Source organism: Halogeometricum sp. S1BR25-6, assembly GCF_031624495.1.
Classification (GTDB): Archaea; Halobacteriota; Halobacteria; order Halobacteriales; family Haloferacaceae; genus Halogeometricum; species Halogeometricum salsisoli.
Map to the genome: position 1 here is coordinate 1625477 of NZ_JAMQOP010000001.1, position 23786 is coordinate 1649262.

The following is a 23786-nucleotide window of genomic DNA, read 5'->3' on the forward strand; positions in this document are numbered from 1 at the left end:
CGAACGTGCGCTTTTCTCTCCACTATCCGAAGCGAGTGATTCAAGTTGGTCCCACACGCGCTATCCGACGATGCGTCAGGACCACCTCATCTCCGCGGCGCAACTGTCGCGGGACGACGTCGAGGCGGTGCTCGACCGCGCGGCGGACATCGACGCCGACCTGGAGGCGTGGCGCCAACGGCGCGCCGGGTCGGTGCTCGGCCTGTGTTTCTTCGAACCCAGCACCCGCACGCGGATGAGTTTCGACACCGCGATGAAGCGACTCGGGGGACGGACCGTCGACATGGGGCCCGTCGACTCCACGTCGGTCAAGAAGGGCGAGAGCCTGGCCGACACCGTCCGCGTCGTCGAGGGGTACGCGGACGCCATCGTCCTCAGACACCCGCTGGAAGGCGCGGCGAAGATGGCCGCGGAGTTCGTCGACGTCCCCGTCATCAACGCGGGCGACGGGGCCGGTCAGCACCCCTCGCAGACCCTCTTGGACCTCTACACCATCCGCGAGAACGCCGGCCTCGACGACCTCACCGTCGGCGTCATGGGCGACCTGAAGTACGGGCGGACGGTCCACTCGCTGGCCGAGATGCTGACCAACTTCGAGAGCCGTCAGCACTTCATCAGCCCCGAGAGCCTGCGTCTGCCCCGCAGCGTCCGCTATGACCTGCACGCCTCGGGCGCGCAGGTCCGCGAACACACCGACTTGGCGGAGGTTCTCCCCGAACTCGACGTGCTGTACGTGACGCGCATCCAGCGCGAGCGCTTCCCCGACGAGAACGAGTACCGGAAGGTCGCCGGCCAGTACCAGATCGGACCCGACGACCTCGACGGCGCCAAGGACTCGCTGACCGTGATGCATCCGCTACCCCGCGTCGACGAAATCGCCCCCGAGGTGGACGAGACGCCGCACGCGAAGTACTTCGAGCAGGCGCACAACGCCGTCCCCGTCAGGATGGCGCTGCTCGACATGCTCCTGGAGGGAGACGAATGAGCGACACGAACAAACAGCTCCGCGTCTCGAAAATCCGCGACGGTACCGTCATCGACCACCTCGCCGCCGGGCAGGCGTTGAACGTCCTCGCCATCCTCGGCATCGACGGCTCCGGCGGCGAGGGCGTCTCCATCGGGATGAACGTCCCCTCGGACCGACTCGCCCGCAAGGACATCGTGAAGGTCGAGGGCCGGGAACTGAGCCAGTCGGAGGTGGACGTGCTCTCGGTCATCTCCCCGGAGGCGACCATCAACATCGTCCGCGACTACGAGGTGGTCGAGAAGAAACGGGTCGAGCGTCCCGAGGAGGTGACCGGCGTCGTCTCCTGTCCGAACCGAAACTGCATCACGAACGCCGACGAACCGGTCGTCTCGCGGTTCGAGGTGCTCTCCGACGGCCTTCGCTGCGGCTACTGCGGCGACATCGTCCGCGAGGGCGAGGTCGCCGAGAACCTCGACGTCTCCTAGTTACCGCCCGACGCCGTCGGCCCGTCGCTCACGCTCACGTTCGCTCTCCTCGCCTGCGTCGTCGTGGCAGACGGATACGTTCCGGAACTCGAACCGAGCGCCGGCGCCGACGTCCGCTAACGCCACCTCCCAGCCGTGCGCCCCAGCCAGCGACCGGACGATGTGGAGACCGAACCCCGTCCCCCCGGCGGCGGTGGAGACGCCCGAGTCGAACAGCGTCCCGCGGACCGCCTCGGCCACGCCGGGACCGTCGTCGGCGACGAAGAAGCCGCCCGGGAGGGCACCGACGGTAACGGTGACCGCGCCGACGTCGCCCGACCGCGGGCCGTCTGCGGAGCCGTGCTCGACGGTGTCGCCGGACTGCGTCCGGCTGCTTGTGGAGCTATGCTCCACACTGTCGTCGGGCGTCGCCCGACTGCTCGTGGAGCCGTGCTCCACGGAGTTCCGAAACAGGTTCTCGAAGAGGCGCCGCAGGTACTCCTCGTCCGCGAGCACCGTCCGGTCCGTCTCCACTCGCAGCGTCGCCGCGTCCGTCTCGACCGTCGCCCACGCCGCCCTGGCGACGGCGGCGAGAGAGACGGGCTCTGGGTCCTCGACGACGAGTCCGTCGCGGGCCGTCCGCAGCACGTCGTCGACGATGGCGTTCATCCGGTCGAGGGCTTCGGCGACCCGGCCGAGGTTCGACGAGTCGTTCCCCGCGCGTTCGAGGTCGAGAAAGCCCGTCGAGACGGCGAGTGGGTTCCGCAGGTCGTGGGTGACGACGTTGGCGAACTCCTCCAAGCGCTCGTTCTGCTGGCGAAGCTGTCGCTCCCGTCGTCGCTGGTCGGTCACGTCGCGGCCGACGCCGCAGAGGCCGACGAGGCTGCCGTCCGGCGCGGTGAGCCGACGTCCGGTGAGTTCGAACAGTACCAGCCCTTCCGTCGTCTCCCCGCGCGCCTCCACCGTCGTCTCCCCCTCGCGGACGGCCGCCGCGGCGGCGCGCTCGACCGCCGGGCGGTCGGCTTCGAGGAAGAACTCCGTCGGGCGCATCCCGCGAAGCTCCTCGTCCGTCAGGTCGAACAGCTCGCTCAGCCGGCGGTTCCAGCGGGCGAGGCGGAACTCCGCGTCGAAGACGTAGAACACGTCGTCGAGCGCGTCGACGGCGTCCTGCAGGAACGCTCCGGGGGTGACGTACGCCGACGGGAGGCGGGTGGCGCCGCCGAGCGCGACCGTCCGGGAGACCAGCGCTCCGACCTCCTCCTCCGAGCGGACGGGGAGATAGGCGGAGACGCCGGCGTCGACGGCGTCGCGCGCGAGTTCGTCCGAGCCCTCGACGACGGTGAGGACGACCGGAAGCTCCTCCCACCGGCGGCGGGCGTCGAGGAGGAGGTCGAGTCCGTCGCCGTCGGGCAGGGAGGGAGCCGCGACGAGACAGGACGGCGGCCCGGTCGACGCCAGCGCGGAGAGGGCCGCCTCGGCGGTGTCGGCCGTCCGGAGCGTGTGCTCGGCGGCGTCGGCCTCGAACCGCGTCCGGAAGCGGTCGCGGCGGCCGGCGTCGCCGTCGACGTAGAGCACGCGAACACACTCGCTCTCAGCACTCATTTCGGTCGTATCCAACAGACAGGGCGACGTGAGAGGATAAAAACGTTCTGTCGAGACGACAGTATCGTCACGGGAGCGAGCGAAAGAGCGGACGACGCCGGGAGCAGTCCCGGCGCGGAACCGCGCGACGGCGAGGGGAACGCATTTGTACCGAACCGTCGTACCGTCGAACATGTCCGGAAAAGCAAAACTGCTCGTGGTGCTCGCACTGGTCGCCGTCGTCTACGTTCTCGTCTCCGGTGGGAGCGAACCCATCGAAGTCGAAGTCGAGGAGTAGTTCCCCGTCTCGCACCGCACCGCATCGCATCGCACCGTATCGCATCGCGCGACCGCTCCCGCCCCGAGTTCTTCGCGTCGCCGTTCGACCAGCGACGGCGACGGGTCGGCGGACGCCGAGAGCGAACGACTCATGGCGCTCGCTCGGTAACGTCCGGCCATGTACGGCGTCGTCACGCGAAACCCGGACGAGGTGGAGTGGCCCGACTTCGACCGGGCGTTCTACGAGGTCAAAGACGTCACCGGTCGGGCGGCCGAACCCCTCCCCGAGGCGGTGAACATGGTGTCGTGCTTCGGCGACACGGCCGCCGCGGAGGACAATCCCGAACTCGTCCCGGTCGACGACGAGGGGAACCTCGCCACCCGCGACCAGCGGTTCTTCGATTGGGCGTACATCTGCCCGACGAACGAGGACTACCGCGCGGGCTTACTCGAAATCGTCTCCGACTGCGCCGCCGAGAACGCGGACGTCCGTCTAGATGACGTCGGCTTCCCCCGCGACGGCTACTGTCACTGCGAGCGCTGCGAGCGACTGTTCGACGAGTGGGTCGCGGAGCACGACGCCGACGGCGACGAGGCCGACTGGTACGCGTGGCGCGCGGAGGTCATCACCGAGTTCGTCGCCGAGGCGGCCGAGCGAATCCCCGGCCGGACCTACCTTACGCTGTACCCCGACCCGTACCCCGGCCACCTCTACGAGCGGGCCGGCCTCGATATCGAGGCGCTCGCCGAATACGTCGACGAGTTCGTCGTCCCCCTGTACGACGTCCACTACGGGACGACCTACTGGCTGGAGACCATCGCGAAGGGCTTCCGGTCGCTTCTGGACCCGCTCGACGTCCCGTTCGCGATCGAGTTGTACGCCGTCGACGCCGAGATGGAGATGGACGACCTCATCCACGCCACGGAGGTGGCGGAGGCCTACGCCGACGAAGTCTACTTCGGCTACGACGCCTCGAACGCCGCCGCCGCCCTCCGACGCAAACGCGCCGACCAGCAGGAGGGCGTCACCCACCGGCCGGGAGACGAGAACTGAACGGCGGGCGGCGGGGTCGCCCCGAGCGGTCGGCGCGGTCAGACCGCTCCCGAGAGGAACGCGATGACGACGAAGCCGGTGACGAACACGAGGAAGGCGACGACGAAGAGACCGAGGATGAGCCGCCGCTGGCCCGATGTCGGGTCTGCCATAGTCGTCCGGTAGGGCGGGGGCGGTTTATACTGCCCGGCGCCGGTGGGATGGGCCACGAGCGCGGCCCCCACCCGCGGCGGCGACGTGGAGGCTTTTGTCCCGCCGGGCCGAACCGCCCGACGATGCCCGAGTTAGATTCGCTCGACCACGAACGCTACGTCGAGAAGGCCATCGCCCTCGCGCGCGAGGCCGGCGAACGCGGCGACGGCCCGTACGGGTCGCTGCTCGTCGTCGACGACGCCGTCGCGATGGAGGAGACGAACCGCGAGCGAACGGAAGACGACGTGGCGCTCCACCCGGAACTCACCGTCGCGCGGCGGATGGCGCGCGAACTCGCCCCCGACGAACGCGAACGCGCGGTGCTGTACACGAGTACCGAACCCTGTCCGATGTGTTCGGGAGGGCTGTCGATATCGAACGTCGGCGCCGTCGTCTACGGCGTCTCGGGGGCCCGCGCCGCCGCGGAGTTCGGCGGGAGCGAAGGCGTCCCGTGCGGCGAGGTGTTCGAGCGACGCGGCCGCGACGTCGACGTGGTCGGCCCGGTTCTCGAGGCGGAGGCGCTCGCCGTCCACCGGGAGTTTCGAGACGGAGCGGACGCGGACTGAGGTGCGTCTACGTCCGTTCAGACGTCTTCGAGGGGGTCCGCGTTGCCGAAGAACGGCTCCGGACCGTCCGAGGGGGCGGCCCACTCGGCGGCGTTGGCGAGGACGTCGCGGATGTCGTCGCGGTAGTAGATGGGGTAGGTCTCGTGACCCGGGCGGAAGTAGAACACCTTGCCGGACCCGCGGTTATAACAGCACCCCGACCGGAACACCTCGCCGCCCTCGAACCAACTCGTGAAGACGAGGTCGTCCGGCGCGGGCACGTCGAAGCGCTCCCCGTACATCTCGGCCTCGGGCACTTCGAGGTACTCGGACATTCCGGAGGCGATGGGGTGGCTGGGTTCGACGACCCAGATGCGCTCTCTCTCGTCGGCCTCGCGCCACTTCAGCGCGCAGGAGGTTCCCATCAGGCGCTTGAACGGCTTGGAGTAGTGCCCCGAGTGGAGCACCAAGAGGCCCATCCCCTCGCGGACGCGTTCGACCACCCGGTCGACGACGTGGTCGGACACCTCGTCGTGGGCGCGGTGTCCCCACCACGTCAGCACGTCCGTGTCCGCGAGAACGCCCTCAGAGAGGCCGTGTTCGGGGTCGTCGAGCGTCGCCGTCCGCGTCTCGAACCCGCGCTCGTCGAAGCCCTCGGCGATGGCCGCGTGGATGCCGTCGGGATACACCTCGGCCACCTCGTCGCTGTCGCGTTCGTGCCGGTACTCGTTCCAGACCGTGACGGAGAGGTTCTCGCTCACGGCGCCTTCGACACGCGGGTCGACCAAGTAGCCACCGCTCCACGCTGACTCGGCCGTGGATGTCTTAGAATATCAGTATCGATTTTGGTTCTTCGAACTCGCTTCAGTTCGGCCGTCCGTTCGTCCGTATACTCCGAGGCGAACGAACCCGCAAGAAGGTCCTCCGGGCGTACGCGTTCGTGGTCATAACCATCAGTGCGGCGACGTAGACGGCTCCGAGGAGGAGTATGTGCACGAGGTCGATAGCGAACGCGGCCCGCTCTCTGATTCCCATACCGGATACATCCCGAGCGGGAATAAGAACGTTCGCCCCCAAATATCAGAATTGATTCTGCTACGTTCCTTCGAAGTCGGGGTCGCGGCGTTCGAGGAAGGCATCGACGCCCTCGGCGTGGTCGGCGGTACCGAACAGCGACGCCTGCGCCGCCGCTTCGTGTTCGATGGCGGTGTCGAGCGACACCTCGAAGCCGCGTCGGAGGAGGCGCTTGGAAGTTCGCAGGGCCGCCGTCGGTCCGGCGGCGATATCGGCGACGAACGAGTCGAAGGCGCCCTCGAACGACTCGTCTTCGCTTCCGCTTTCGCTCTCCTCCCCGGCCGCCGCGCCGAACACGCGGTTCGCCAACCCGAGGTCCGCGGCGCGTTCGGCGTCGAGCACCTCGCCGGTGTAGACGAGTTCCTTCGCGAGGCCAGCGCCGACTTCCCGGGGGAGGAGGTAGGAGACGCCGGAGTCGACGGCGAGGCCGAGTTGCTCGAAGTTGAAACCGATCTTCCCTTCGGGTGAGAACACCCGCAGGTCGCAGGCGAGAGCGAGGGCGCCGCCCGCGCCGATGGCCGGTCCGTCTATCTTCGCGACGGTCGGAAACTGGCAGTCGTGAACGCGTTTCACCGCGCCGGCCGTGTCGTCGATGACGTGCCGGACGGCCTCCTCCATCGACTTCTCGCCCCCGCGGAGTTCCAACATCGCGTTGACGTCGCCGCCGGCGCAGAACGCCCCGCCCGAGCCTTCGAGGACGACACAGCGCGTGTCGTCGTCAAGCGAATCGAGCGCATCCCGGAGGCCGGCGGTCACGTCCTCGGTCAGTGCGTTCCGCACGTCCGGTCGGTCGAGCGTCACCGTCACCACGCCCGCGTCCCGAGCCACGGACACCGAGTTGTCAGTTTCTTCCGTCATGCGACGGTCGACGCGCGCGGCGCACAAAAGCTCACGGTCGACCCTCGGGTTCGGAGGACGTGCCGGGATCAGTACAGCGAGTTCAGTGCGTCGCCCGCCAGTCCCGTTCCTTCGGGAACCGCCATCGCGCCGTCGCGGACGGGCGCCGGGTCGGGGGCGAGGTCGTCGGCCAAGAGCGACCCCGTGGCGAGGCCGCACGCCCGGACGTCGGGGACGGCGGCGGCGACGTGGAGGGCGCCGAGGCGGGCGACGACGGCGTCGATGGTCGTCGTGACCACCGCGTCGGCGCCGGCGTCGCGGGCCGCGCGCGCAGCGTCGAGCGCCCGGTCGGGCCCGCCCAACGCCATCGGTTTGAGGACGAGGACGTCGGCGGCGTCGGCCGCGAGCACCTCGCGCGCCGAGTGCGACGCTAAGGATTCGTCGACGCCGACGCCGACGCCGCGCCCGCGGAGGGACGCGAGGCCCGACAGGTCCTCGGCGGGGAGCGGTTGCTCGACGTAGGCGAACCCAAGGTCGGCGACCGAATCGAGCATCTCGCGGGCCGTCTCGCGGTCCCACGCGCCGTTGGCGTCCGCACGGAGTTCGGCGTCCGGCGCGGCGTCGCGGGCCGCACGCAGTCGTTGCTCGTCCTCGGCCGCCTCCCGCGCGCCGACTTTGATTTTCACCGCGTCGAACCCCTTTTCGACGGCGTCGTGCGTCGCGTCGGCCGTCTCTCGAGGCGTTCCGTCGCCGACGGTGGCGTTCACCGGGACGGCGTCGGCCGCCTCCGCAGAGTCGAACGGCCCTTCGGCCGCGAGACGGTCGCAGAGTCGCTCGTCCGCCGCGCGGGCGTCGGCGTCCGCGCGGGCGAGCGAGACGCCGTGCCTCGCGGCGGGCGTCGTCGCGTCGGGGGTCCCGTCGTCGAGCGCCGCCCGACAGTCGTCGAGCGACTCGGTCCACCCTGGGAGCGGCGTCGCCTCGCCCAGACCGCTCGCGGGTCCGTCAGCGCCGTCGTCGTCGCTGTCGTCACTGTTGTCGTCGCCACTGTCTCCCCGGCCGCGGCCGAGGCGGACGAGGAACCCCTCGCGCGCCTCGATGGGGCCGTTGGCGGTTTCGAGTGGGTCGGTCAGCCGTAGCGAAAACCGTTCGAGGCGCATCAGAGCGGAAACTCCGCGACCGAGAGGCCGATTCCGAACAGCAGCGAGTGCACGAACAGCAGCTTTCCCGTCCGTTCGAGCGCCGGATTCAGCGCCGCGCCCGACGTCTCGGTGAACACCGTCCGCGCGACGGAGATGGCGTACGGGAGCGTGAGCAGGGGGAGGAGGACGGCGACGCCGAATCCCTCGCGGGCGAGGAACCAGAGGGGGACGGCGTACGCGAGGACGAGCATGGCGGCGTACTCCGCGCGGGAGAAGCCGTAGCCGAAGCGGACGGCGAGCGTCCGCTTTCCGGTCGTGGCGTCCTCCTCCTTGTCGCGGACGTTGTTCACGACGAGGATGTTCGTGCAGACGGCAGCGACGGCGAGGGAGGCGACGAACGCCTCGGCAGTGACGGTGTTCGGCGGGATGGAGAGCGTGAGCGGGTCGGCGAGGACGGCCGCGGCCTGCACGTAGTAGCTTCCCGTGACGGCGACGACGCCGAAGAAGACGAAGACGAACACGTCGCCGAGACCGTGGTAGCCGAGGGGGTACGGCCCGCCGGTGTAGGCGATGCCGGAGGCGACGGAGACGAGGCCGACGACGAGGATGGGGACGCCGCCGACGTAGACGAGGTAGGTTCCGAGGGCGACGGCGGCGGCGAAGGTGAGGTACATCGCGCGCTTGACCTCCGCGGGTTCGATGAGGCCGCCCGCGGTGACGCGGGTGAACCCCTCCCGGTTCTCGGTGTCGGCGCCCTGTGCGGCGTCGTAGTAGTCGTTGGCGAAGTTCGTCCCGACCTGGATAAGCGCCGACCCGAGGAAGGCGGCGAGCGCCGGAAGCGCGGCGAACACGCCGTCGTGGAGCGCCAAGCCGACGCCGACGAGGATGGGTGCCGCGGCGGCGGGGAGCGTCTGCGGGCGCGCGGCCATCACCCACGCCTTCGTCCGCGAGATGTCCTGCGTACTCATTTGGTGGAACTGAGGACGGCGCGGGCGTCAAAGTTCGGTTTCCCGCGGATGCGGGTGGTCTGCGCGAACGCTCCCTGTCAAGTCGAACAACGTTCTTTATTAAATAGGGTTACTGCGGGAGATGATATTCTCCAAAAACTACTTATCGGTGGGGTTCGTGAGCTCAGACGTGGTTCGCCAGGTGAGTCTCGCGGCTTCACTCTCCGCGACGGCACACCCTTCTACCACGTAACGACCGAGAGCGACGGGTTCTGCGGCGTCGAGCCTCGAAATTTGACCGTTGAGCGACGGCGCGGCGTTGATAACGGGTTACGGTCAACGACTGCTTAGTGAGTCACGACAGCGGTGCGGTGAGGCGAGCAGTCGTACCGCGACGAGCGGAGCGAGTCGCGGCGTCTTTTTGGTCCAGATTTTTGCGAGGAGCGGTGCGCCGCAGGCGCACCCGACGAAGTAAAAAGGTGGGTTAGTAGAACCAGGGATACTCCGAGAAGTCCGGGTCGCGCTTCTCCAAGAAGGCGTCCCGTCCCTCCTGGGCCTCCTCGGTCATGTAGCCCAGTCGGGTGGCCTCGCCGGCGAACACCTGCTGGCCCACGAGACCGTCGTCGGTCATGTTGAACGCGTACTTCAGCATCCGCATCGCCATCGGCGACTTGTTCGTCATCTCGTCGGCCCACTCCAGAGCGACGTCCTCCAGTTCCTCGTGCGGGATGGCCTCGTTCGCCATGCCCATGTCGACCGCTTCCTCGGCGGAGTAGGTCTTGCCGCGGAAGAACACCTCTCTGGCCTTCTTCTGTCCGACCTGCTTGGCGAGATACGCGGAGCCGAATCCGGCGTCGAAGGAGGCCACGTCGGGGTCCGTCTGGAGGAACTTCGCGTGCTCCTCGGAGGCCAGCGTCAGGTCGCAGACGACGTGCAGTGAGTGGCCGCCGCCGACGGCCCACCCCGGCACGACGGCGACAACGGGTTTCGGCATAAAGCGGATGAGCCGCTGGACTTCGAGGACGTGCAGGCGGCCGGCCTTCGCCTCGCGGACGAGTTCGTCCTCGCTCTCGTCGGCCTCGTCGTCGTCGCGGTACTCGTAGCCCGACCCGCCCCGAACGGACTGGTCGCCGCCGGCGCAGAACGCCCACCCGCCGTCCTTCTTGGAGGGACCGTTGCCGGTGAGGAGGACGCACCCGACGTCAGCGCGCTTGCGGGCGTGGTCGAGGGCCGCGTACAGTTCGTCGACCGTACCCGGGCGGAACGCGTTGCGCTTCTCCGGCCGGTCGAAGGCGATGCGGACGGCGGGGACGTCCGCCGCCTCGTGGTAGGTGATGTCCTCGAACTCCGCGGAACCGTCGACCGGTTCCCAGCGGTCGGCGTCGAAAATCTCAGAGACCATACCGACGAGGCGGCCGGTGCGCGCAAAAAGATTCGCGTACCAGCTTTTGCGCTGTCGTCCGAAAGGCGCGAAGCGCCTTCCGTGATGACGAGACGCGCGAAGCGCGTCTCGAACCACGGGCTGCCTTGGGCAACCCTCGACAAAATCTTGACCAAAAGCCTCGTCGCTCCCGTCGGTCGCTTCTCGGCCCGCTCGCTCACTGCGTTCGCTCGCGGTGTCGTGAGACTCAGAGCCGACGCGCCGATTCGACGCCGTTCGCGACGAACGGGAACGTCAGGACGGCGACGGTGGCGACGGCGGCGCCGGCGACGATGGCGAGGGCGAGACTGGACGGCGTCGACGCGAACAGGTCCGTCCCGACGACGGCGTAGACGGCGGCGACGTAGGCGAGGTTGTACCAGACCGTCCGGACGCCGACGTAGAACAGCGAGAACGGCGGCCACCCGGGTCCGAACGTGAGACTCCCGTTTCGGTAGGCGGCGACGCCGAACGACAGGGCGACGGCCGCGCCCAGCGCCGCCGAGGACGTGAGGAGTCCCCCGGAGAAGGCGGCGCCGACGAGGACCGGCAGTCCGAGCACCGTCGCCTCGGCGGTGCCGTCGAACAGGTTCTCCAGCCACCGGCCGAGTTCGTCGTTCTCCTCGCGCGCGCGGACCTGCCTCGCCTCCGTCTCGGGGTCGGTGGCACCTCGTGACATATCACGTAGGTCGATGCGAGGGATGAAAAACGCACCGTCGCGGTCAGTGGTGAACGGTCGCGGCAGCCACTTACCGGACGTTCCGCCTCACTCGCGCAGTTCGTCGAGGACTCGCTCTCGAATCCCCTTGCGAACGTCGTGGCTCTCCTCGGCGTCGGTGGTGACCTCGATGACGTGCGACCCCTCGCTCGTCGTCGCCGTCTCGTACGCCTCGCGGAAGCCAGCCCGGTCGTCGGCCTCGACGCGGGTGAACGAGAGGCCGTAGAGGTCGGCGCTCGGTTCGAAGTCGAGGCCGTGCGGCGTCTTGAACTGCGAGGTGAACGGCGGGTCGAACTGCTCGATGGGGAGCATGTGGAAGATGCCGCCGCCGTCGTTGTTGACGACGACGACGGTGGCGTCCACGTCCGAGCGGCCGATAGCCAGGAGACCGTTCATGTCGTGGTAGTAGGCGATGTCGCCGGTGACGAGCGTCAGGTCGTCCGTCGTCGCCGACCCGGCGCCGAGGGCCGTCGAGACGATGCCGTCGATGCCGGAGGCGCCGCGGTTGCCGAGGGCGGTGAGGCTCTTGGTGGACGGCGCGGCGAAGCGGTCGGCGTCGCGGACGGGCATGGAGTTCGAGACGAATATCGTGGCGGGGTCGGGGGCGAGTTCGAAGACGTCCGCGAGGACGCGTCCCTCGAACGCCTCGGACTCGGCGGCGTCGGCGACGACCGACTCGTGGGTCGCGTCGGCGTCCTCCCAGCGCCGCCGCCACTCGGGGGAACCGGGACCGGCGAGCAGTCGGGAGAGCCGACCCATCAGACGTGAGGGGTCGGCGACGACGAGGTCCGTCGACGTGAACTCCGCCTCGCGCCACCCGGCGGCGGGGTCGACCACGAGTTGCTCGGCGTCAACGCGGGCGAGGTACTTCCGGAGCGGTTTCGACGTGGGCGAGGCCCCGACGCGGAACACCACGTCCGGATCGGGCCACGACTCGGTCACCGAGGGGTCGAGGAAGCCGTCGTAGCCGCCGATGACGGGCGCGACGCGGACGTGGCCGCCGAAGCGGGCGCCCGAGAGCGGGTCGGCGAGTATCGGAAAGTCCGTCGCGTGCGCGAACGCCGCCAGCGCCTCGCGTTCGACGCCCGGGGCGTCCGCGGGGCCGGCGACGACGAGGCCGCGGGGTTCGGAGAGTCGGTCCGCGACGTCGCGGAGCGTGTCGTCGTCGAGTTCGGGGACGCCCTCGGTCGTCGAGACGAACGGTCCGTCGCGCCCGGACTCGGCGAGTTCGGGCAGGTCGTCGGGCACGTCACCCTCCACCTCGACGGGTTCCAGCGGCTTTCTGAAGGGAAGATTGAGGTGGACCGGTCCGGCGGGCGTCCCCGTCGCCTTCGCGAGCGCTCTGGCCGCCGTCGTCCGGAGCGACCGGAGTTTCCGTGGCGTCGCCTCGGGTTCGGCGACGTCCTTGTACCAGCGGACCGCGTCGCCGTAGAGCTTCTCCTGGTCGATGGTCTGGTTCGCCCCGGAGTCGCGTATCTCGGGCGGGCGGTCGGCCGTGAGGACGAGCAGCGGCACCCGCGACTGCGACGCCTCGACGACGGCGGGGTGGAAGTTCGCCGCGGCGGTGCCGGACGTGCAGACGAGGGGCGTCACCTCGCCCGTGCGGCGCGCGCGCCCGAGGGCGAAGAACGCCGAGGAGCGCTCGTCGAGGTGCGAGAAGACGTGGACGTCGTCGTGGTCGGCGAACGCTTCGGTCAGGGGCGTCGAACGGCTTCCGGGCGTGATGCAGACGGCGTCGACGCCGGCGGCGGCGAGTTCGTCGACCAAGGCGTGCGCCCAGAGGACGTTTCGGTTTGGTGCGGTCATGGTTGTAGTTGTGTGAGAGGGTGAGAATCAGCGAGAGCGTTCCAGTTCGTCGAGGAGGGCGCGGTACTTCAGTTGGACCTCGTCCCACTCCCGGTCGGGGTCCGAATCTTCGACGACGCCGACGCCGGCGAACAGCGTCGCCACGTCGCCGCGGGCGACGGCCGAGCGGAGGGCGACGGCGAACGTGCCGTACCCGGCGGCGTCGATCCAGCCGACGGGCGCGGCGTACCAGCCCCGGTCGAACGGTTCGGTGTCGCGGATGGTCTCTAAGGCCGTCTCGGGCGGCAGGCCGCCGACGGCGGGCGTCGGGTGGAGCGCCTCGACGAGCGAGAGGACGTGCTCGTTCTCCGAGAGCGTCGCTGTCACGGGCGTCCAGAGGTGCTGGACGGTCGCGAGGCGCTTGACGCGACGCTCGGGGGCGTTCACCGACGAGGCGAACGGGGCGAGTTGTTCGCGGACCGTCTCGGCGACGAGTTCGTGTTCGTGGACGTTCTTCTCGTCGTCTAAGAGCTCCTGCGCCAGCCACTCGTCCTCGGCGGGCGTCTCCCCGCGGCCGGTCGTCCCGGCCAGCGCGTCCGTCTCGACGGTCCGACCGCGGAGACTGACGAGTCGCTCCGGGGTCGCCCCGAAGAACGAGGGTCGCGGACGACCGGACTCGGGTTCGGGGTCGGGTTCGACGAGGAACCGGTAGCACTCGGGGTAGGCGCCGCCGAGGCGTTCCAGCACGTCCGGAACCGAGAGCGGGGTCTCCAGGTCCACTTCGAGCGCCTGTGCGAGCACCACTTTCAGCAGGTCGCCCGCGTGGATGCGGTCGACGGCGGCCTCGACGCTCGCGTTCCAGTCGTCTCGGGCCGTGGTCCGCCGGCGGTCGACGACGCCCGGCGGGTCGGCGACGGGACCCGGGTCCGGGAGCGACGCGAGTCGCTCGCGCTCGCGGTCGAGGCGCTCCTCGACCGCGTCGGCGTCGGCGTCAGGACCGACAGCGTTGACCGTGAGCCACGCGTCGTCGCCGGCCTCGTCGGTGTACGTCACCTGCACGCGCGGGAAGACGAAGCGGGCGCCGGGGAAGTCCTCCCACGGCGGTCCGTGCGCGCTGTCGGCGTGGAACGCGAACCCGCCGAACAGGCGGGGCCGGGCGGCCTCGGTGCCGGCGTGGACGTCGCCCGAGGAGAACAGTTCTTCCGCGGCCTCACGTACCCGGTCGAACCGGTGCGGGCCGTCGGCGGTCACCGTCGCGGCGGCGCCCTCCCCGACCACCGTCGCTTCGTCGGGCGCCGACCAGACGGTCCGCGGCGCTTCGGCGGCGTCGAGGACGGCGCGAAACGGCGGTGCCGACACGGGGACCGACCTACTGACGAGGTGCGTCTCCGCCTCGTCGGTCCGCAGCGATGCCATTTGCTGAACCTGAGGAGGCCACAGCCTTTTACCTGACTATCCCGGCGCGGCGCGCTGTTTTCGCCGCCGTTAGCTGTACCGCTCCTCGTTCCACGGGTTCGCCGTGTTCGAGTAGCCCCGCTTCTCCCAGTAGCCGCGTTCGGCCTCGGTGAGGAACTCCACGCCGGAGACCCACTTCGCGCCCTTGTAGGCGTACTTGTGCGGGGTGACGACGCGGAGGGGGCCGCCGTGGTCGGCGGGGAGGGGGTCGCCGTCGTAGTCGTAGACGAACATCACTTCCTCGCGCATGCAGTCTTCGAGGGGAAGGTTCGTCGTGTAGCCGTCCAGCGCGTGGAACATGACGTGCTCCGCATCGTCGCGCACGCCGGCCGCCTCGGCCAGCGTCGGGAACGTGACGCCCGTGAACTCGCAGTCGAACTTCGACCATCCGGTGACGCAGTGGAAGTCCTGCACCTGCGTCTCCGACGGCAGGTTGCGGAACTCCTCGTAGGAGAAGGAGAGTCCCTCCTCGACGGCACCCCACACCTCGAACGCCCAGTCGTCGCGGTTCCACGACGGCGTGCCGCTCTTCGATAGCACCGGAAAGCGCGACGTCTCCCGCTGACCCGGCGGGAGCCTGTCGTCCCCGAACTCCTCGTAGAGGCCCGTCACGTCCTGACTCATACCCGACCGTTCGCCGCGGCGCACCTAACGGTGACGACTCCGGCGGGGGAGACGCCCTCGGCGGCGCCGCGGAGTCGGACGACTGTTCCGACTCGCCAACTTCGTTTGTGGGCGAAAGAAGGGATTCCCACGAAAGCCGGCACAGATATTGGCGTTCGGGGAAAAGCTGGGCGCAGGACTTAAATAAGCCGACTCCAAACCCCCGGGCGTTCAGATGCCGAAAGTCAACATCAGCGTACCCGAGCACCTCGAGATGCAGATCGCACAGCTCGTCGAACAGGGTGAGTTCATGAGCCGCGAAGAAGCCATCGAGGAGCTCCTCTCGACGGGTATTCGCGCGTTCAAGACGAGCGGTCCGATGGACGAGGACGACCACCTCGAAGACGACGGAATGATGGGACACGAAGACGAGTACGTCTTCTAGCCGCAGCGTGTCATCGAAACCCAATAACCCTTAAATCGACCTCTCACGTACCCGAGACCATGCACAAGGACGAACTTCTCGAACTTCACGAGCAGATGGTGATAATCAAGGACCACTTCGCCGGTCGCGAGAACGTGGACGACGGACTGTTCGAACCGTACGACCAACTCGCCGTCGAGCCCTCGCACGTCCACAAATCCAAGAGTGAGCACAAACACGCCGTCTTCGTCCTCGGTAACGCCCTCGCGGCGGCGATGAGCGAAGACGAGTTCTCCAACGCCGGCCGGGTCGGCAAGCGGATGGAGGAACTCGCCGAGGACGCCGAATCGAAGCTCTGAGTTCGGATTTTTGCCGTGTCTCGACCGACGCCCAACCGCCGAGAGCGTCGCATAGCCGTCGCGCCGTTCGGGGGAGCGCCCGCGCCTGCGAGAGGTTCTTAACCGCGCCGACGAATGACCGGGGTGATGGACGTTTCGGGATGGCTAGTCGTTCAGCGCGCGGGGGTCGTCGTCGCGTTCGTGCTCGCCGCGGCCGCCGTCGTCGCCGCGGACCGACCGTCGGGACGGTGGGGAGCGGCGCTCCGGCGCCGGTTCGTCCTCGGGGTGCCGTGGGGCAGTCTCCTCACCCTCCTCGGCGTCCTCGCCGTCTACCTGTTCGTGCAAGGTGGGCTGAGCCACTGGTACAACCCCCTCACGATCCCGTTTCGGGCATGGTCGTACTTCTACCCGCTCGGCGTGGTCACCGCCGGGTTCGCGCACAGCGGCCCCGGCCACCTGCTCGGCAACCTCGTCGGCGCGGCCGCGTTCGCGCCCATCGCCGAGTACGCGTGGGGGCACTTCCCCCGCGAACGGGGAGCGACGTCGTTCGGGTCGTGGCGGACGAATCCATACGTCCGCGCGTTCGTCGTCTTCCCCGCCGTCGTCTTCGTCGTCGGCGTCTGCACCGCCGCGTTCGCCATCGGTCCCATTATCGGTTTCTCGGGCGTCGTCTTCGCCTTCGCGGGGTTCGCGCTCGTCAACTACCCGTTCGGCACCGTCGTCGCCCTCGCGGTCGGCAGCGTCGTCCGCACCGTCTACGCGGCGATGCAGACGCCGCAACTCACCGCCGGCGGCCGCCCCGCCTATATCACGCCGTGGTGGGCGGACATCGCGATTCAGGGGCACGCGTTCGGCCTCTTCGTCGGCGTCCTCCTCGGGGCAGCGCTCGTCCGGACACGACCGAAGGACGCCCGGCCCTCGGCGCTCAGACTGTGGACGGCGACGGTCGTCTTCGGCGTCCAGCAGTCGCTGTGGGCGGTGTACTGGTACCGCGGCGGCGACACCTACGTTCTCTACCGCGCCGTCGGCGTCGGCCTCGTCGCGGTGATGGCCGTCGTCGTCACCTACACCGTCGTCGGGTCGGACCGGCCCGTCCTCGAAGGCGTCTTCGAGGGGGCGTTCGCGCACCGCCGCTGGCAGGCGGGCGCCGCCTGTCTCCTCCTCGTCACGGGGGCCATGACCGGACCGGCCGTCGTCGCCAACCTCTACACCGCCGGCGACGACGAGTTGCCGGGCGAGGAGGTTGTCGTCCGCGACTACGAGGTGACGTACGCCGAGGGCGTGACGAACGGGATGACCGCCGCCGTCGACGTGAGCGCGTTCGGCGAGACGACGGCGGTGAACACCTCCGGCGTCGTCGTCAGAAGCGAGGAACGCGGCATCTGGACGACCGCGGTGACGAAGGGGCGGTTGGCGTTCGGCGGACGGGCCGCCGTCGTCGTCGGCGGCGTCGGATGGCGGGAGACGGTGCACGCCGTCCGCGACGGGTGGGTGACCACGGGCGGCAACACCACCTACCGCGTCCTCCTCGTCCGCGACGGGAGCGCACGCGTCGCCTACACCGCCGACCCGGCGAGGGCCGGTCCGGTCGTCGGCGGGCGGAACATCAGCGTCGAGGCGGCCCCGCAGGGGTACTATCTGCGCGTGAATCGGGAGAACGAGACGGTGGCGGCTCGCCTCCCCCAAACAAACCAGTCGGTGACGCTCGACGGACTGACGTTCACCAGAGAGAAGCGGAAACTGTTCGTCGAGTACGGTGAGAACGGCGAGACGCGACTGCAGATAGCCAAGCGGGAGACGTACAAGTAGTCACTCCCACTCGATGCGGTACACCTCGGTGGCGATGTCCTTCGTCTCCGCGTCGTGGAAGTCGAACTGCCGGTCGAGGCTGAACGTCGCGCGGAAGGCGTGGGTCACCTCGCCGCCCTCGTCGGCGGCGAACGCCTCGACGAACTCCTCGGACCCCTCGTTGTGCACCGAGTAGGAGACGTCCGCGAGTTTCGACGCCGTCTCCAGAAACGCCCGGTCGACGTGTTCGCGACCGCGCTGAGCGCCGAAGGGCGGGTTCATCAGCACCGTCACGGGTTCGTCGATACACAGAGGGGCGCGCGTGGCGTCGCCGCGGACCCAGTGGATGGGCGTCGTCGTGCCGACGCGGACGCGGTTCTCGCGGGCGGTGTCGAGGGCCTCCGCGTCCACGTCGACGCCGACGACGCGGGCGGGGCCGCGGAGGGCGGCGCCGAGGGTGAGCATCCCCGTTCCGGTTCCGAGGTCCACCACCGTCTTCCCCTCGACGTCGCCGTTGAGGTCCGCGACGTGGACGACGTGGGCGGCGAGCGTCGGCGGCGTCGGGTACTGTTCGAGTTCGACCCGCGGGTTCTCGAAGCCGGCGACGACGGAGAGTTGCGTCTCCAGCGCTGCCTTCGTCGCCATCAGGTGGAGACGGCGCCGGACACCGAGAGCGCGACGCCTTCGCGGCGGGCGCGTTCGTCGAGGGCGCGGAGTGTCGAGCGGACGGCTTCCTCGTCGGCCGCCGCTTCGACGGTGAGGTCGAGGCGGGAGACGCCGAGGAGGGAGGCGGCGCGGACGTACGCGCGCAGGTTCTCCGCGACGGTCTGCGTCGCGTACGGGCAGTCCTCCTCGAAGGCGGCCTCGACGGTCAGCACCGCCGGGTGGTAGCCGTCGGCGGCGAGTCCGGCCTTCAGGTCGCGCAGGTACTCCGGAGCGGTCGAATCGAGGCTGGACGCCGACAGCGACACCGGCGTTACCTCGGGGACGGCGGCCGCGTCCACGTCTTGCACTACGGACGACTGCCGTGCGGGCGTCGTGCTCATGTCGTCGCTACATACCCAGTATTCATACAAAAGACTTTCTGAATGTCTGGTGGTAATATTATATCAGGATTATCGCCCGACAACGGCGGGTTATAGGGGTGGGAGAAACGGTCCCCGGGACTGAAGCCGCCTCGTTCGAGACGTTCGCACGGGGTCGCACGCTCCGCGCCCCCATTCCCCCACATTCATACTTCCACGCTCACCGCGCCGAGCGGTGCCGCCGGTTCGAGGTCGTCCGACGCCGTCAGTACCGGCGTTCGAGCACCACGACGCCGTCGCCGTCCCGCAGTCGTATCGTATCGCCGCCGTTGTTCCACACCGCCGACCCGCGCCCCCAGTACACCGTCTCCGCGTCGTCCGTCCCCGTTCCGGTTCTGAGCGTGAGTTCCGCGCCCGGTTCGAGTCTCGTCCCTCGGGGGAAGGTGTAGTCGTTCCCCGCGGCGTCCACGACGGACCACCCCGAGAGGTCGACCGCTTTGTCGCCCTCGTTCCGGAAGACGACGTACTCCCCGTTCGGGTTCTCGTTGTCGTTTCCGGGGGCGTCGGCGCGAACCTCGGCGACTTCTATCTCGGCGTCGGTCGCGCCTTCCGATCGGGTTTCGGAGGCGGTTGGAGTCGAGGCGTCGACGCACGACCAGAGGCCGCGGCGGGCCGTCCGGGCGTCGGCCTCGGCGGCGCGGTAACGTTCACGTTCGGTAAAGGTGCTCTCGTACAGTCGCGCGCGCCCCGATTCGACCAGCGCGTAGTTGAACGAGTCGCCGTCGACGTAGACGTACGCGAGGAGGCGGTCGTAGTAGCCGCGCCTGTCCGCCGTCTCGTCGAAGACGAGACGCACTCGTTCGCCCGAGAGACGCGCTTTCGCGTACGCCGAGGCGTCCTCGCCGGCGGCGTCGAGGCAGGCGACCCCTGCCTCGGTGTCGGGGACGCCCTCGTACTCGTCGGGGGTGTTCGACCCGTACACTTCCGGCGTATCGACGCCTAAGAGGCGGACCGTGTCCCGGGAGCCGTCGGCGTATCTGACTTTCACGGTGTCGCCGTCGACCACCTCCGTGACGGTGACGTAGACGCTCTCCCCGGCGGGAGTCGCCCCCTCGGACGTCGCTGGCGGCGTCTCCGCCGACGTCCCCGGCGCCGACGGCGCGACCCCGAGACACCCGGCGAGGACGAGGAGAACGGCGAGAGACGCGAAGATGCGCGGTCGCATGCGAACCCGTTAGGCCGACGTCGGGATAACGGAACCGGCGTCCGGCGCCGCCGACCCGGGCGGCGATTCGGCGTCGGGCGCGCCGCAAAACCGATAGATACTACTTGCTAGCCCGCATCAGTATATCGGCATCCTTATACGAAGATTTAAATACGTCGTGCACCACAAACCTTATAATGGAACGTCCGAGCCGCCAGCGTCAGCAGGAGCAGGAAGCGGAGAAGGGTTCCGACGAGCACATCGCGTGCCCGGAGTGTGAATCCACGGATATCATCACGGACGCCGACCAGGGGGAGTTGGTGTGCGACGACTGCGGCTTGGTTCTCGACGAGCGTCAGATCGACCGCGGCCCGGAATGGCGGGCGTTCAACCACTCCGAACGGCAGTCGAAATCCCGCGTCGGTGCGCCCATCACCGAGACGATGCACGACCGCGGCCTGACGACGACAATCGACTGGAAGGACAAGGACGCCTACGGCCGGTCGCTCTCCTCGGAGAAGCGCTCGCAGATGCACCGCCTCCGCAAGTGGCAGGAGCGCATCCGGACGAAGGACGCCGGCGAGCGGAACCTCCAGTTCGCGCTCTCGGAAATCGACCGCATGGCCTCGGCGCTCGGCGTGCCCCGTTCGGTACGGGAAGTGGCCTCGGTCATCTACCGCCGCGCACTGAACGAGGACCTGATTCGAGGACGCTCCATCGAGGGCGTCGCCACCTCCGCGCTCTACGCCGCCTGCCGGCAGGAGGGCATCCCACGCTCGCTCGACGAAGTCGCCGAAGTGTCGCGCGTTCCGCAGAAGGAGATCGGTCGGACGTACCGCTACATCTCTCAGGAACTCGGTCTCGAACTGAAGCCCGTCGACCCCAAGCAGTTCGTCCCGCGCTTCGCCTCCGCCCTCGGTCTGAGCGAGGAGGTACAGGCGAAGGCGACCGAGATAATCGACGTCTCCGCCGAGCAAGGTCTCCTGTCGGGCAAGTCGCCCACCGGGTTCGCCGCGGCGGCCATCTACGCCGCCTCGCTGCTCTGCAACGAGAAGAAGACCCAGCGAGAGGTCGCCGACGTGGCGCAGGTGACCGAGGTCACCATCCGAAACCGCTACCAAGAGCAGATTGAAGCGATGGGCTTCCGGTAGGTCGGCCGGACGAGAGCGGCACGGACCAGCGCGGACGTTCCGATTTTTCGCCGATACCGCGACGACGAGCGGTCGCTCCGTCGCGTCCGCGACTACCGCCGGACGAACACGACCGTCTCGCGGTCCCACAGTCCCAACCGATAGGTCGACCGCTCGTAGCCGCCGCCGAGGGCGTCACCGACGGGGCCGGCGAGTTCCGGTTCCGTGACGACGACGGGCGGGACCGACTCCCGTTCGGCGAGCGTCGTCGCGTTCTCCGTGCTCACTTCGTCGGCGCCGGCGCGTTCGAAGTACCACGGGAGGGGGAGGCGGTTGCCCCACGATTCGACGGTCGGCGGGAACTCGTTGCCGGGGTCCCACCCGGTGTAGTACTCCTCGCCGACGTACAACACCTCGGGGGTGGAGGAGTCGCCGTCGGCGACGGCCGTCGCGTTCTCGTACAATGGTTCGAGGTCGTCGCTCGGTTGGGCGAACTGCGCGAGGTCGTTCGAGCGGTCGGAGGGGCCGTAGACGCCCGCGGCGGTCACCGCGCCCGCCTGCGCGACGACGGCGAGGAGGAGGAGACAGACGGCGGCGACGCTGGCGGCGTCGCGTTCGCGTCCGTCACCGCCGGCGAGGGCGACGGTGCGCCGCAGGAGGGCGGCGCCGCCGACGGCGGCGAGGAGCGACGCCGGGAGGAGAAGGTGGACGGCGACCCACGGCGCCGACACCTCGGTCACGACGGGCAGGAGGGCGAACGCGGCGGCGCTCCAGTAGGCGAAGCCGTCGAGGAGGGGGCGCCGCGCCGCGCCGCCGTAGCGGTTCCAGAGGAAGACGGCGACGGCGGCGACGACTATCGGGAGGGCCGCGACGACGAGGGTGTGCACGAACGCCTCGACGTACGGGAACAGCGAGTGCGTCCAGTAGGGCCAGCGGTTGAGCACGCGGACGCCGAGAAACGACCAGAGCGCGCCGACGGTCGACTCGTACAGCACGAGGTGCCACGTCGTCGGCTTCCAGAGACCGACGTCGACGTGCGGACCGGCGCGCGGGGCGAAACAGAGTACGACCGTCCCGAGGAAGAGGAGGAACGCGCGCGCCGCGGCGCCGGTCCGACCGGCCACGCGCGAACGGAGTGCGGCGAGTTGCCGGCGCGTCGACGACCCCGCGTCGACGACGGCGCTCGGTTGGTCGAGAATGAGGACGCCGGCGGCCAGCCAACACAGGACGTAGGCGGCGGCGAACCCCGAAGAGGCGAATGCGAGGGCGAGGGCGACCGAACCCAGATAGGCGTCGCGTCGGCTCCGACGGTCGTACGCGCGCACGGCGAACCCGACGAACGCTAGCGCGAACAGCGCCAGCGGAACGTCGCCGCGGAGGAAGCGCGAGTAGTAGACGAACAGCGGGCTGAAGGCGAGGAGCGCGGCGAACAGAACGGTCTCGGCGTCGTCGAGTCGGTCGCGGAACAGGAGCGCACAGAGCGGGAGCGCCGCGCCGAGGAGGGCGACGGGCAGGCGCGCCGTCGCGTCCGTCGCGCCGACGAGGGCGAAGACGAGTCGGTCGAGGTGATAGAGGAGCGGACCGCCGGCGACGGGGCGGTACTCGAACGAACCCATCTCCAGATAGCGGAGCGACCAGTAGCCGACGCGCGCCTCGTCCCAGTGGAACGGGCGCGCGCCGAGGTCGACGAGGCGCGCGAGGAGGCCGAGTGCGGCGAGGACCGCGACGGCGGCGGCGACCCCGTCGAGTCGGACGCCGCGGCGACGACCCGCGGCGCCGTCCGGCGCGTCTCCGAGAGACATAGAGGAGACTCCCGCGGTCGCGCGTAGAAGCTTTTTGGTCCGGCTTTTCGGCCCGACCCGCGCCTCCGACCCGGCGGTCCGGTAGCCCGTCGGTTCGGAAAGCACAAGCACCGCGGCGGGGGACTGTCGAGTATGGGACTCGTGGAATCGCTGCCGCCGCGACCGCTGTCCGCCAAGGAACTGCTGGACCTCAACCGCTCCGAGGTATTCGAACTCGCCAGCCCCATCGAGGAGGAGGGCGACGCCAGCGCCGTCATCCTCGCCACCGAGTCGTGGGTGAAGGGACTCGTCTTCGACGGTGAGAGTGGCGGCGACGGCGAGGGAGACGGCGACGGATGGACCGTCGTGGAGACGGTGTCGCTCGCCGAGCGAGAGCGAATCGACGGCCTCCGAGCGTGCGAAGACGCGATTCTGGCGTTCCGCGGTGACTCTCCGGATGTAGTCGACGGGGAGGGTCGCGGCGACGACAGTGGTGACGCCGACGGCGACGTCGATTCGGCCGCGAAGTGAGCCCCCGTTCGGCGGACAGTTTCTAATCGGGGGTGGCCGTACTACGAACGATGTACGACCGAATCCTCGTGCCGACCGACGGAAGTCACGCCACCGAACGCGCCGTCGAGAACGCGGTCGACCTGGCCAAACAGTACGGCGCCACCATCCACGCCCTCTACGTCGTCGACTCCGGGACGTACGCTTCCTTGGAGGCGGGCACCGACATCGTCATCGAATCGCTGGAGACCGAGGGGAAGGAGGCCGTCGAACACGTCGTCGAGACGGCCGAACGCGCCGGCGTGGAAACGACGACCAGCGTGGAGTCGGGGTCGGCCTACGAGACCATCCTCGACTACGCGGAGGCGAACGACTGCGACCTCATCGTGATGGGGACGCACGGCCGGAGCGGCCTCGACCGCTACCTTCTCGGCAGCGTCACGGAGAAGGTGGTCCGCCGGTCCGACGTGCCGGTGTTGACCGTTCGGGCCGACGAGGACGAAGACGAGTGAGCGCCGGTCGACGG

25 protein-coding genes are annotated in these 23786 nt (G+C 69.1%); 10 read left to right on the top strand and 15 right to left on the bottom strand.

The features are described 5' to 3' along the window. Positions 1 to 70 precede the first annotated feature (70 nt). Positions 71 to 985 carry an aspartate carbamoyltransferase gene (pyrB, locus tag NDI76_RS08520; RefSeq protein WP_310923576.1) on the top strand — a complete coding sequence of 305 codons (915 nt, stop codon included), beginning with the start codon at positions 71 to 73 and terminating at the stop codon, positions 983 to 985. Further along, positions 982 to 1452, top strand: coding sequence for an aspartate carbamoyltransferase regulatory subunit (gene pyrI, locus NDI76_RS08525; RefSeq protein WP_310923577.1), 471 nt, complete (start codon positions 982 to 984; stop codon positions 1450 to 1452). Before pyrB ends, pyrI begins: the two co-directional genes overlap by 4 nt. Here the strand turns inward: pyrI and NDI76_RS08530 are convergent, their stop codons facing one another. Beyond that, positions 1453 to 3048 (bottom strand): PAS domain-containing protein, encoded by a 1596-nt coding sequence (locus NDI76_RS08530; protein WP_310923578.1) that lies wholly within the window; start codon positions 3046 to 3048, stop codon positions 1453 to 1455. It lies immediately after the preceding gene. A 421-nt stretch (positions 3049 to 3469) separates the two neighbouring features. On the opposite strand from NDI76_RS08530, the gene NDI76_RS08535 reads away from it, so the two are divergent. Together NDI76_RS08535 and NDI76_RS08540 are read left to right on the top strand one after the other, a co-directional pair. After that, positions 3470 to 4345 carry a hypothetical protein gene (locus NDI76_RS08535; protein ID WP_310923579.1) on the top strand — a complete coding sequence of 292 codons (876 nt, stop codon included), beginning with the start codon at positions 3470 to 3472 and terminating at the stop codon, positions 4343 to 4345. A 275-nt stretch (positions 4346 to 4620) separates the two neighbouring features. Then, on the top strand, positions 4621 to 5103 hold the full coding sequence (locus NDI76_RS08540; protein ID WP_310923580.1) for a nucleoside deaminase: 483 nt from the start codon (positions 4621 to 4623) through the stop codon (positions 5101 to 5103). A gap of 17 nt (positions 5104 to 5120) precedes the next feature. Here the strand turns inward: NDI76_RS08540 and NDI76_RS08545 are convergent, their stop codons facing one another. The 10 genes from NDI76_RS08545 to NDI76_RS08590 all read right to left on the bottom strand — a co-directional run bounded on the left by NDI76_RS08545 (position 5121) and on the right by NDI76_RS08590 (position 15081). Further along, entirely contained in the window at positions 5121 to 5843 is a 723-nt protein-coding gene (locus tag NDI76_RS08545; protein ID WP_310923581.1) for a ThuA domain-containing protein, read from the bottom strand. Between the two features lie 103 nt (positions 5844 to 5946). Next, entirely contained in the window at positions 5947 to 6117 is a 171-nt protein-coding gene (locus NDI76_RS08550) for a hypothetical protein (protein ID WP_310923582.1), read from the bottom strand. A 60-nt stretch (positions 6118 to 6177) separates the two neighbouring features. Then, on the bottom strand, positions 6178 to 7014 hold the full coding sequence (locus NDI76_RS08555) for an enoyl-CoA hydratase/isomerase family protein (protein ID WP_310923583.1): 837 nt from the start codon (positions 7012 to 7014) through the stop codon (positions 6178 to 6180). A 68-nt stretch (positions 7015 to 7082) separates the two neighbouring features. Then, entirely contained in the window at positions 7083 to 8150 is a 1068-nt protein-coding gene (locus NDI76_RS08560) for a mandelate racemase/muconate lactonizing enzyme family protein (RefSeq protein ID WP_310923584.1), read from the bottom strand. Then, on the bottom strand, positions 8150 to 9100 hold the full coding sequence (locus tag NDI76_RS08565) for a 1,4-dihydroxy-2-naphthoate polyprenyltransferase (RefSeq protein WP_310923585.1): 951 nt from the start codon (positions 9098 to 9100) through the stop codon (positions 8150 to 8152). Before NDI76_RS08565 ends, NDI76_RS08560 begins: the two co-directional genes overlap by 1 nt. 463 nt (positions 9101 to 9563) lie before the next feature. Then, positions 9564 to 10481, bottom strand: a complete 918-nt coding sequence (locus tag NDI76_RS08570; protein ID WP_310923586.1) for a 1,4-dihydroxy-2-naphthoyl-CoA synthase — start codon at positions 10479 to 10481, stop codon at positions 9564 to 9566. A gap of 226 nt (positions 10482 to 10707) precedes the next feature. Next, positions 10708 to 11178 (bottom strand): DUF8215 family protein, encoded by a 471-nt coding sequence (locus NDI76_RS08575; RefSeq protein ID WP_310923587.1) that lies wholly within the window; start codon positions 11176 to 11178, stop codon positions 10708 to 10710. Positions 11179 to 11265: 87 nt separating this feature from the next. Then, a complete protein-coding gene (gene menD, locus NDI76_RS08580) occupies positions 11266 to 13023 on the bottom strand; it encodes a 2-succinyl-5-enolpyruvyl-6-hydroxy-3-cyclohexene-1-carboxylic-acid synthase (protein WP_310923588.1) in 1758 nt (585 codons plus the stop codon). A 27-nt stretch (positions 13024 to 13050) separates the two neighbouring features. Next, entirely contained in the window at positions 13051 to 14418 is a 1368-nt protein-coding gene (locus tag NDI76_RS08585) for an isochorismate synthase (RefSeq protein ID WP_310923589.1), read from the bottom strand. A 69-nt stretch (positions 14419 to 14487) separates the two neighbouring features. Beyond that, positions 14488 to 15081, bottom strand: coding sequence for a sulfite oxidase-like oxidoreductase (locus tag NDI76_RS08590; protein WP_310923590.1), 594 nt, complete (start codon positions 15079 to 15081; stop codon positions 14488 to 14490). A 214-nt stretch (positions 15082 to 15295) separates the two neighbouring features. Between NDI76_RS08590 and NDI76_RS08595 the strand changes: the two genes are divergently transcribed. The 3 genes from NDI76_RS08595 to NDI76_RS08605 all read left to right on the top strand — a co-directional run bounded on the left by NDI76_RS08595 (position 15296) and on the right by NDI76_RS08605 (position 17631). Further along, on the top strand, positions 15296 to 15505 hold the full coding sequence (locus NDI76_RS08595; RefSeq protein WP_008389858.1) for a ribbon-helix-helix domain-containing protein: 210 nt from the start codon (positions 15296 to 15298) through the stop codon (positions 15503 to 15505). Positions 15506 to 15564: 59 nt separating this feature from the next. After that, entirely contained in the window at positions 15565 to 15843 is a 279-nt protein-coding gene (locus NDI76_RS08600; protein WP_310923592.1) for a UPF0058 family protein, read from the top strand. 126 nt (positions 15844 to 15969) lie between these two features. Further along, the gene (locus NDI76_RS08605) at positions 15970 to 17631 is read left to right on the top strand and encodes a rhomboid family intramembrane serine protease (RefSeq protein WP_310923593.1); all 1662 of its coding nucleotides are present in this window, start codon (positions 15970 to 15972) and stop codon (positions 17629 to 17631) included. Here the strand turns inward: NDI76_RS08605 and NDI76_RS08610 are convergent, their stop codons facing one another. From NDI76_RS08610 to NDI76_RS08620, 3 genes are all read right to left on the bottom strand, one after another. Then, positions 17632 to 18255, bottom strand: coding sequence for an METTL5 family protein (locus tag NDI76_RS08610; RefSeq protein ID WP_310923594.1), 624 nt, complete (start codon positions 18253 to 18255; stop codon positions 17632 to 17634). Then, positions 18255 to 18656, bottom strand: a complete 402-nt coding sequence (locus tag NDI76_RS08615) for a DUF7961 family protein (protein ID WP_310923595.1) — start codon at positions 18654 to 18656, stop codon at positions 18255 to 18257. Before NDI76_RS08615 ends, NDI76_RS08610 begins: the two co-directional genes overlap by 1 nt. A 244-nt stretch (positions 18657 to 18900) precedes the next feature. Next, positions 18901 to 19860 (bottom strand): lamin tail domain-containing protein, encoded by a 960-nt coding sequence (locus NDI76_RS08620; protein ID WP_310923596.1) that lies wholly within the window; start codon positions 19858 to 19860, stop codon positions 18901 to 18903. A 176-nt stretch (positions 19861 to 20036) separates the two neighbouring features. Here NDI76_RS08620 and NDI76_RS08625 point away from each other — a divergent pair, with 176 nt between their 5' ends. After that, entirely contained in the window at positions 20037 to 20990 is a 954-nt protein-coding gene (locus NDI76_RS08625; RefSeq protein WP_310923597.1) for a transcription initiation factor IIB, read from the top strand. A 92-nt stretch (positions 20991 to 21082) separates the two neighbouring features. On the opposite strand, the gene NDI76_RS08630 is transcribed toward NDI76_RS08625, so the two are convergent. Further along, positions 21083 to 22771 (bottom strand): flippase activity-associated protein Agl23, encoded by a 1689-nt coding sequence (locus tag NDI76_RS08630; RefSeq protein ID WP_310923598.1) that lies wholly within the window; start codon positions 22769 to 22771, stop codon positions 21083 to 21085. 132 nt (positions 22772 to 22903) lie between these two features. Here NDI76_RS08630 and NDI76_RS08635 point away from each other — a divergent pair, with 132 nt between their 5' ends. Further along, complete coding sequence (locus NDI76_RS08635; RefSeq protein WP_310923599.1) at positions 22904 to 23281, top strand: DUF7964 domain-containing protein; 378 nt, start codon at positions 22904 to 22906, stop codon at positions 23279 to 23281. A gap of 50 nt (positions 23282 to 23331) precedes the next feature. Then, positions 23332 to 23772 carry a universal stress protein gene (locus NDI76_RS08640; protein ID WP_310923600.1) on the top strand — a complete coding sequence of 147 codons (441 nt, stop codon included), beginning with the start codon at positions 23332 to 23334 and terminating at the stop codon, positions 23770 to 23772. Positions 23773 to 23786: the final 14 nt, after the last annotated feature.

What these genes read in the sequence shown, in the direction of transcription:
- pyrB (WP_310923576.1), top strand. Translation starts at nt 71, where the DNA reads ATGCGTCAGGACCACCTCATCTCCGCGGCGCAACTGTCGCGGGACGAC.
- pyrI (WP_310923577.1), top strand. Translation starts at nt 982, where the DNA reads ATGAGCGACACGAACAAACAGCTCCGCGTCTCGAAAATCCGCGACGGT.
- NDI76_RS08535 (WP_310923579.1), top strand. Translation starts at nt 3,470, where the DNA reads ATGTACGGCGTCGTCACGCGAAACCCGGACGAGGTGGAGTGGCCCGAC.
- NDI76_RS08540 (WP_310923580.1), top strand. Translation starts at nt 4,621, where the DNA reads ATGCCCGAGTTAGATTCGCTCGACCACGAACGCTACGTCGAGAAGGCC.
- NDI76_RS08550 (WP_310923582.1), bottom strand. Translation starts at nt 6,117, where the DNA reads ATGGGAATCAGAGAGCGGGCCGCGTTCGCTATCGACCTCGTGCACATA.
- NDI76_RS08555 (WP_310923583.1), bottom strand. Translation starts at nt 7,014, where the DNA reads ATGACGGAAGAAACTGACAACTCGGTGTCCGTGGCTCGGGACGCGGGC.
- NDI76_RS08560 (WP_310923584.1), bottom strand. Translation starts at nt 8,150, where the DNA reads ATGCGCCTCGAACGGTTTTCGCTACGGCTGACCGACCCACTCGAAACC.
- NDI76_RS08565 (WP_310923585.1), bottom strand. Translation starts at nt 9,100, where the DNA reads ATGAGTACGCAGGACATCTCGCGGACGAAGGCGTGGGTGATGGCCGCG.
- NDI76_RS08570 (WP_310923586.1), bottom strand. Translation starts at nt 10,481, where the DNA reads ATGGTCTCTGAGATTTTCGACGCCGACCGCTGGGAACCGGTCGACGGT.
- NDI76_RS08575 (WP_310923587.1), bottom strand. Translation starts at nt 11,178, where the DNA reads ATGTCACGAGGTGCCACCGACCCCGAGACGGAGGCGAGGCAGGTCCGC.
- menD (WP_310923588.1), bottom strand. Translation starts at nt 13,023, where the DNA reads ATGACCGCACCAAACCGAAACGTCCTCTGGGCGCACGCCTTGGTCGAC.
- NDI76_RS08585 (WP_310923589.1), bottom strand. Translation starts at nt 14,418, where the DNA reads ATGGCATCGCTGCGGACCGACGAGGCGGAGACGCACCTCGTCAGTAGG.
- NDI76_RS08590 (WP_310923590.1), bottom strand. Translation starts at nt 15,081, where the DNA reads ATGAGTCAGGACGTGACGGGCCTCTACGAGGAGTTCGGGGACGACAGG.
- NDI76_RS08595 (WP_008389858.1), top strand. Translation starts at nt 15,296, where the DNA reads ATGCCGAAAGTCAACATCAGCGTACCCGAGCACCTCGAGATGCAGATC.
- NDI76_RS08600 (WP_310923592.1), top strand. Translation starts at nt 15,565, where the DNA reads ATGCACAAGGACGAACTTCTCGAACTTCACGAGCAGATGGTGATAATC.
- NDI76_RS08605 (WP_310923593.1), top strand. Translation starts at nt 15,970, where the DNA reads ATGGACGTTTCGGGATGGCTAGTCGTTCAGCGCGCGGGGGTCGTCGTC.
- NDI76_RS08610 (WP_310923594.1), bottom strand. Translation starts at nt 18,255, where the DNA reads ATGGCGACGAAGGCAGCGCTGGAGACGCAACTCTCCGTCGTCGCCGGC.
- NDI76_RS08615 (WP_310923595.1), bottom strand. Translation starts at nt 18,656, where the DNA reads ATGAGCACGACGCCCGCACGGCAGTCGTCCGTAGTGCAAGACGTGGAC.
- NDI76_RS08620 (WP_310923596.1), bottom strand. Translation starts at nt 19,860, where the DNA reads ATGCGACCGCGCATCTTCGCGTCTCTCGCCGTTCTCCTCGTCCTCGCC.
- NDI76_RS08625 (WP_310923597.1), top strand. Translation starts at nt 20,037, where the DNA reads ATGGAACGTCCGAGCCGCCAGCGTCAGCAGGAGCAGGAAGCGGAGAAG.
- NDI76_RS08630 (WP_310923598.1), bottom strand. Translation starts at nt 22,771, where the DNA reads ATGTCTCTCGGAGACGCGCCGGACGGCGCCGCGGGTCGTCGCCGCGGC.
- NDI76_RS08635 (WP_310923599.1), top strand. Translation starts at nt 22,904, where the DNA reads ATGGGACTCGTGGAATCGCTGCCGCCGCGACCGCTGTCCGCCAAGGAA.
- NDI76_RS08640 (WP_310923600.1), top strand. Translation starts at nt 23,332, where the DNA reads ATGTACGACCGAATCCTCGTGCCGACCGACGGAAGTCACGCCACCGAA.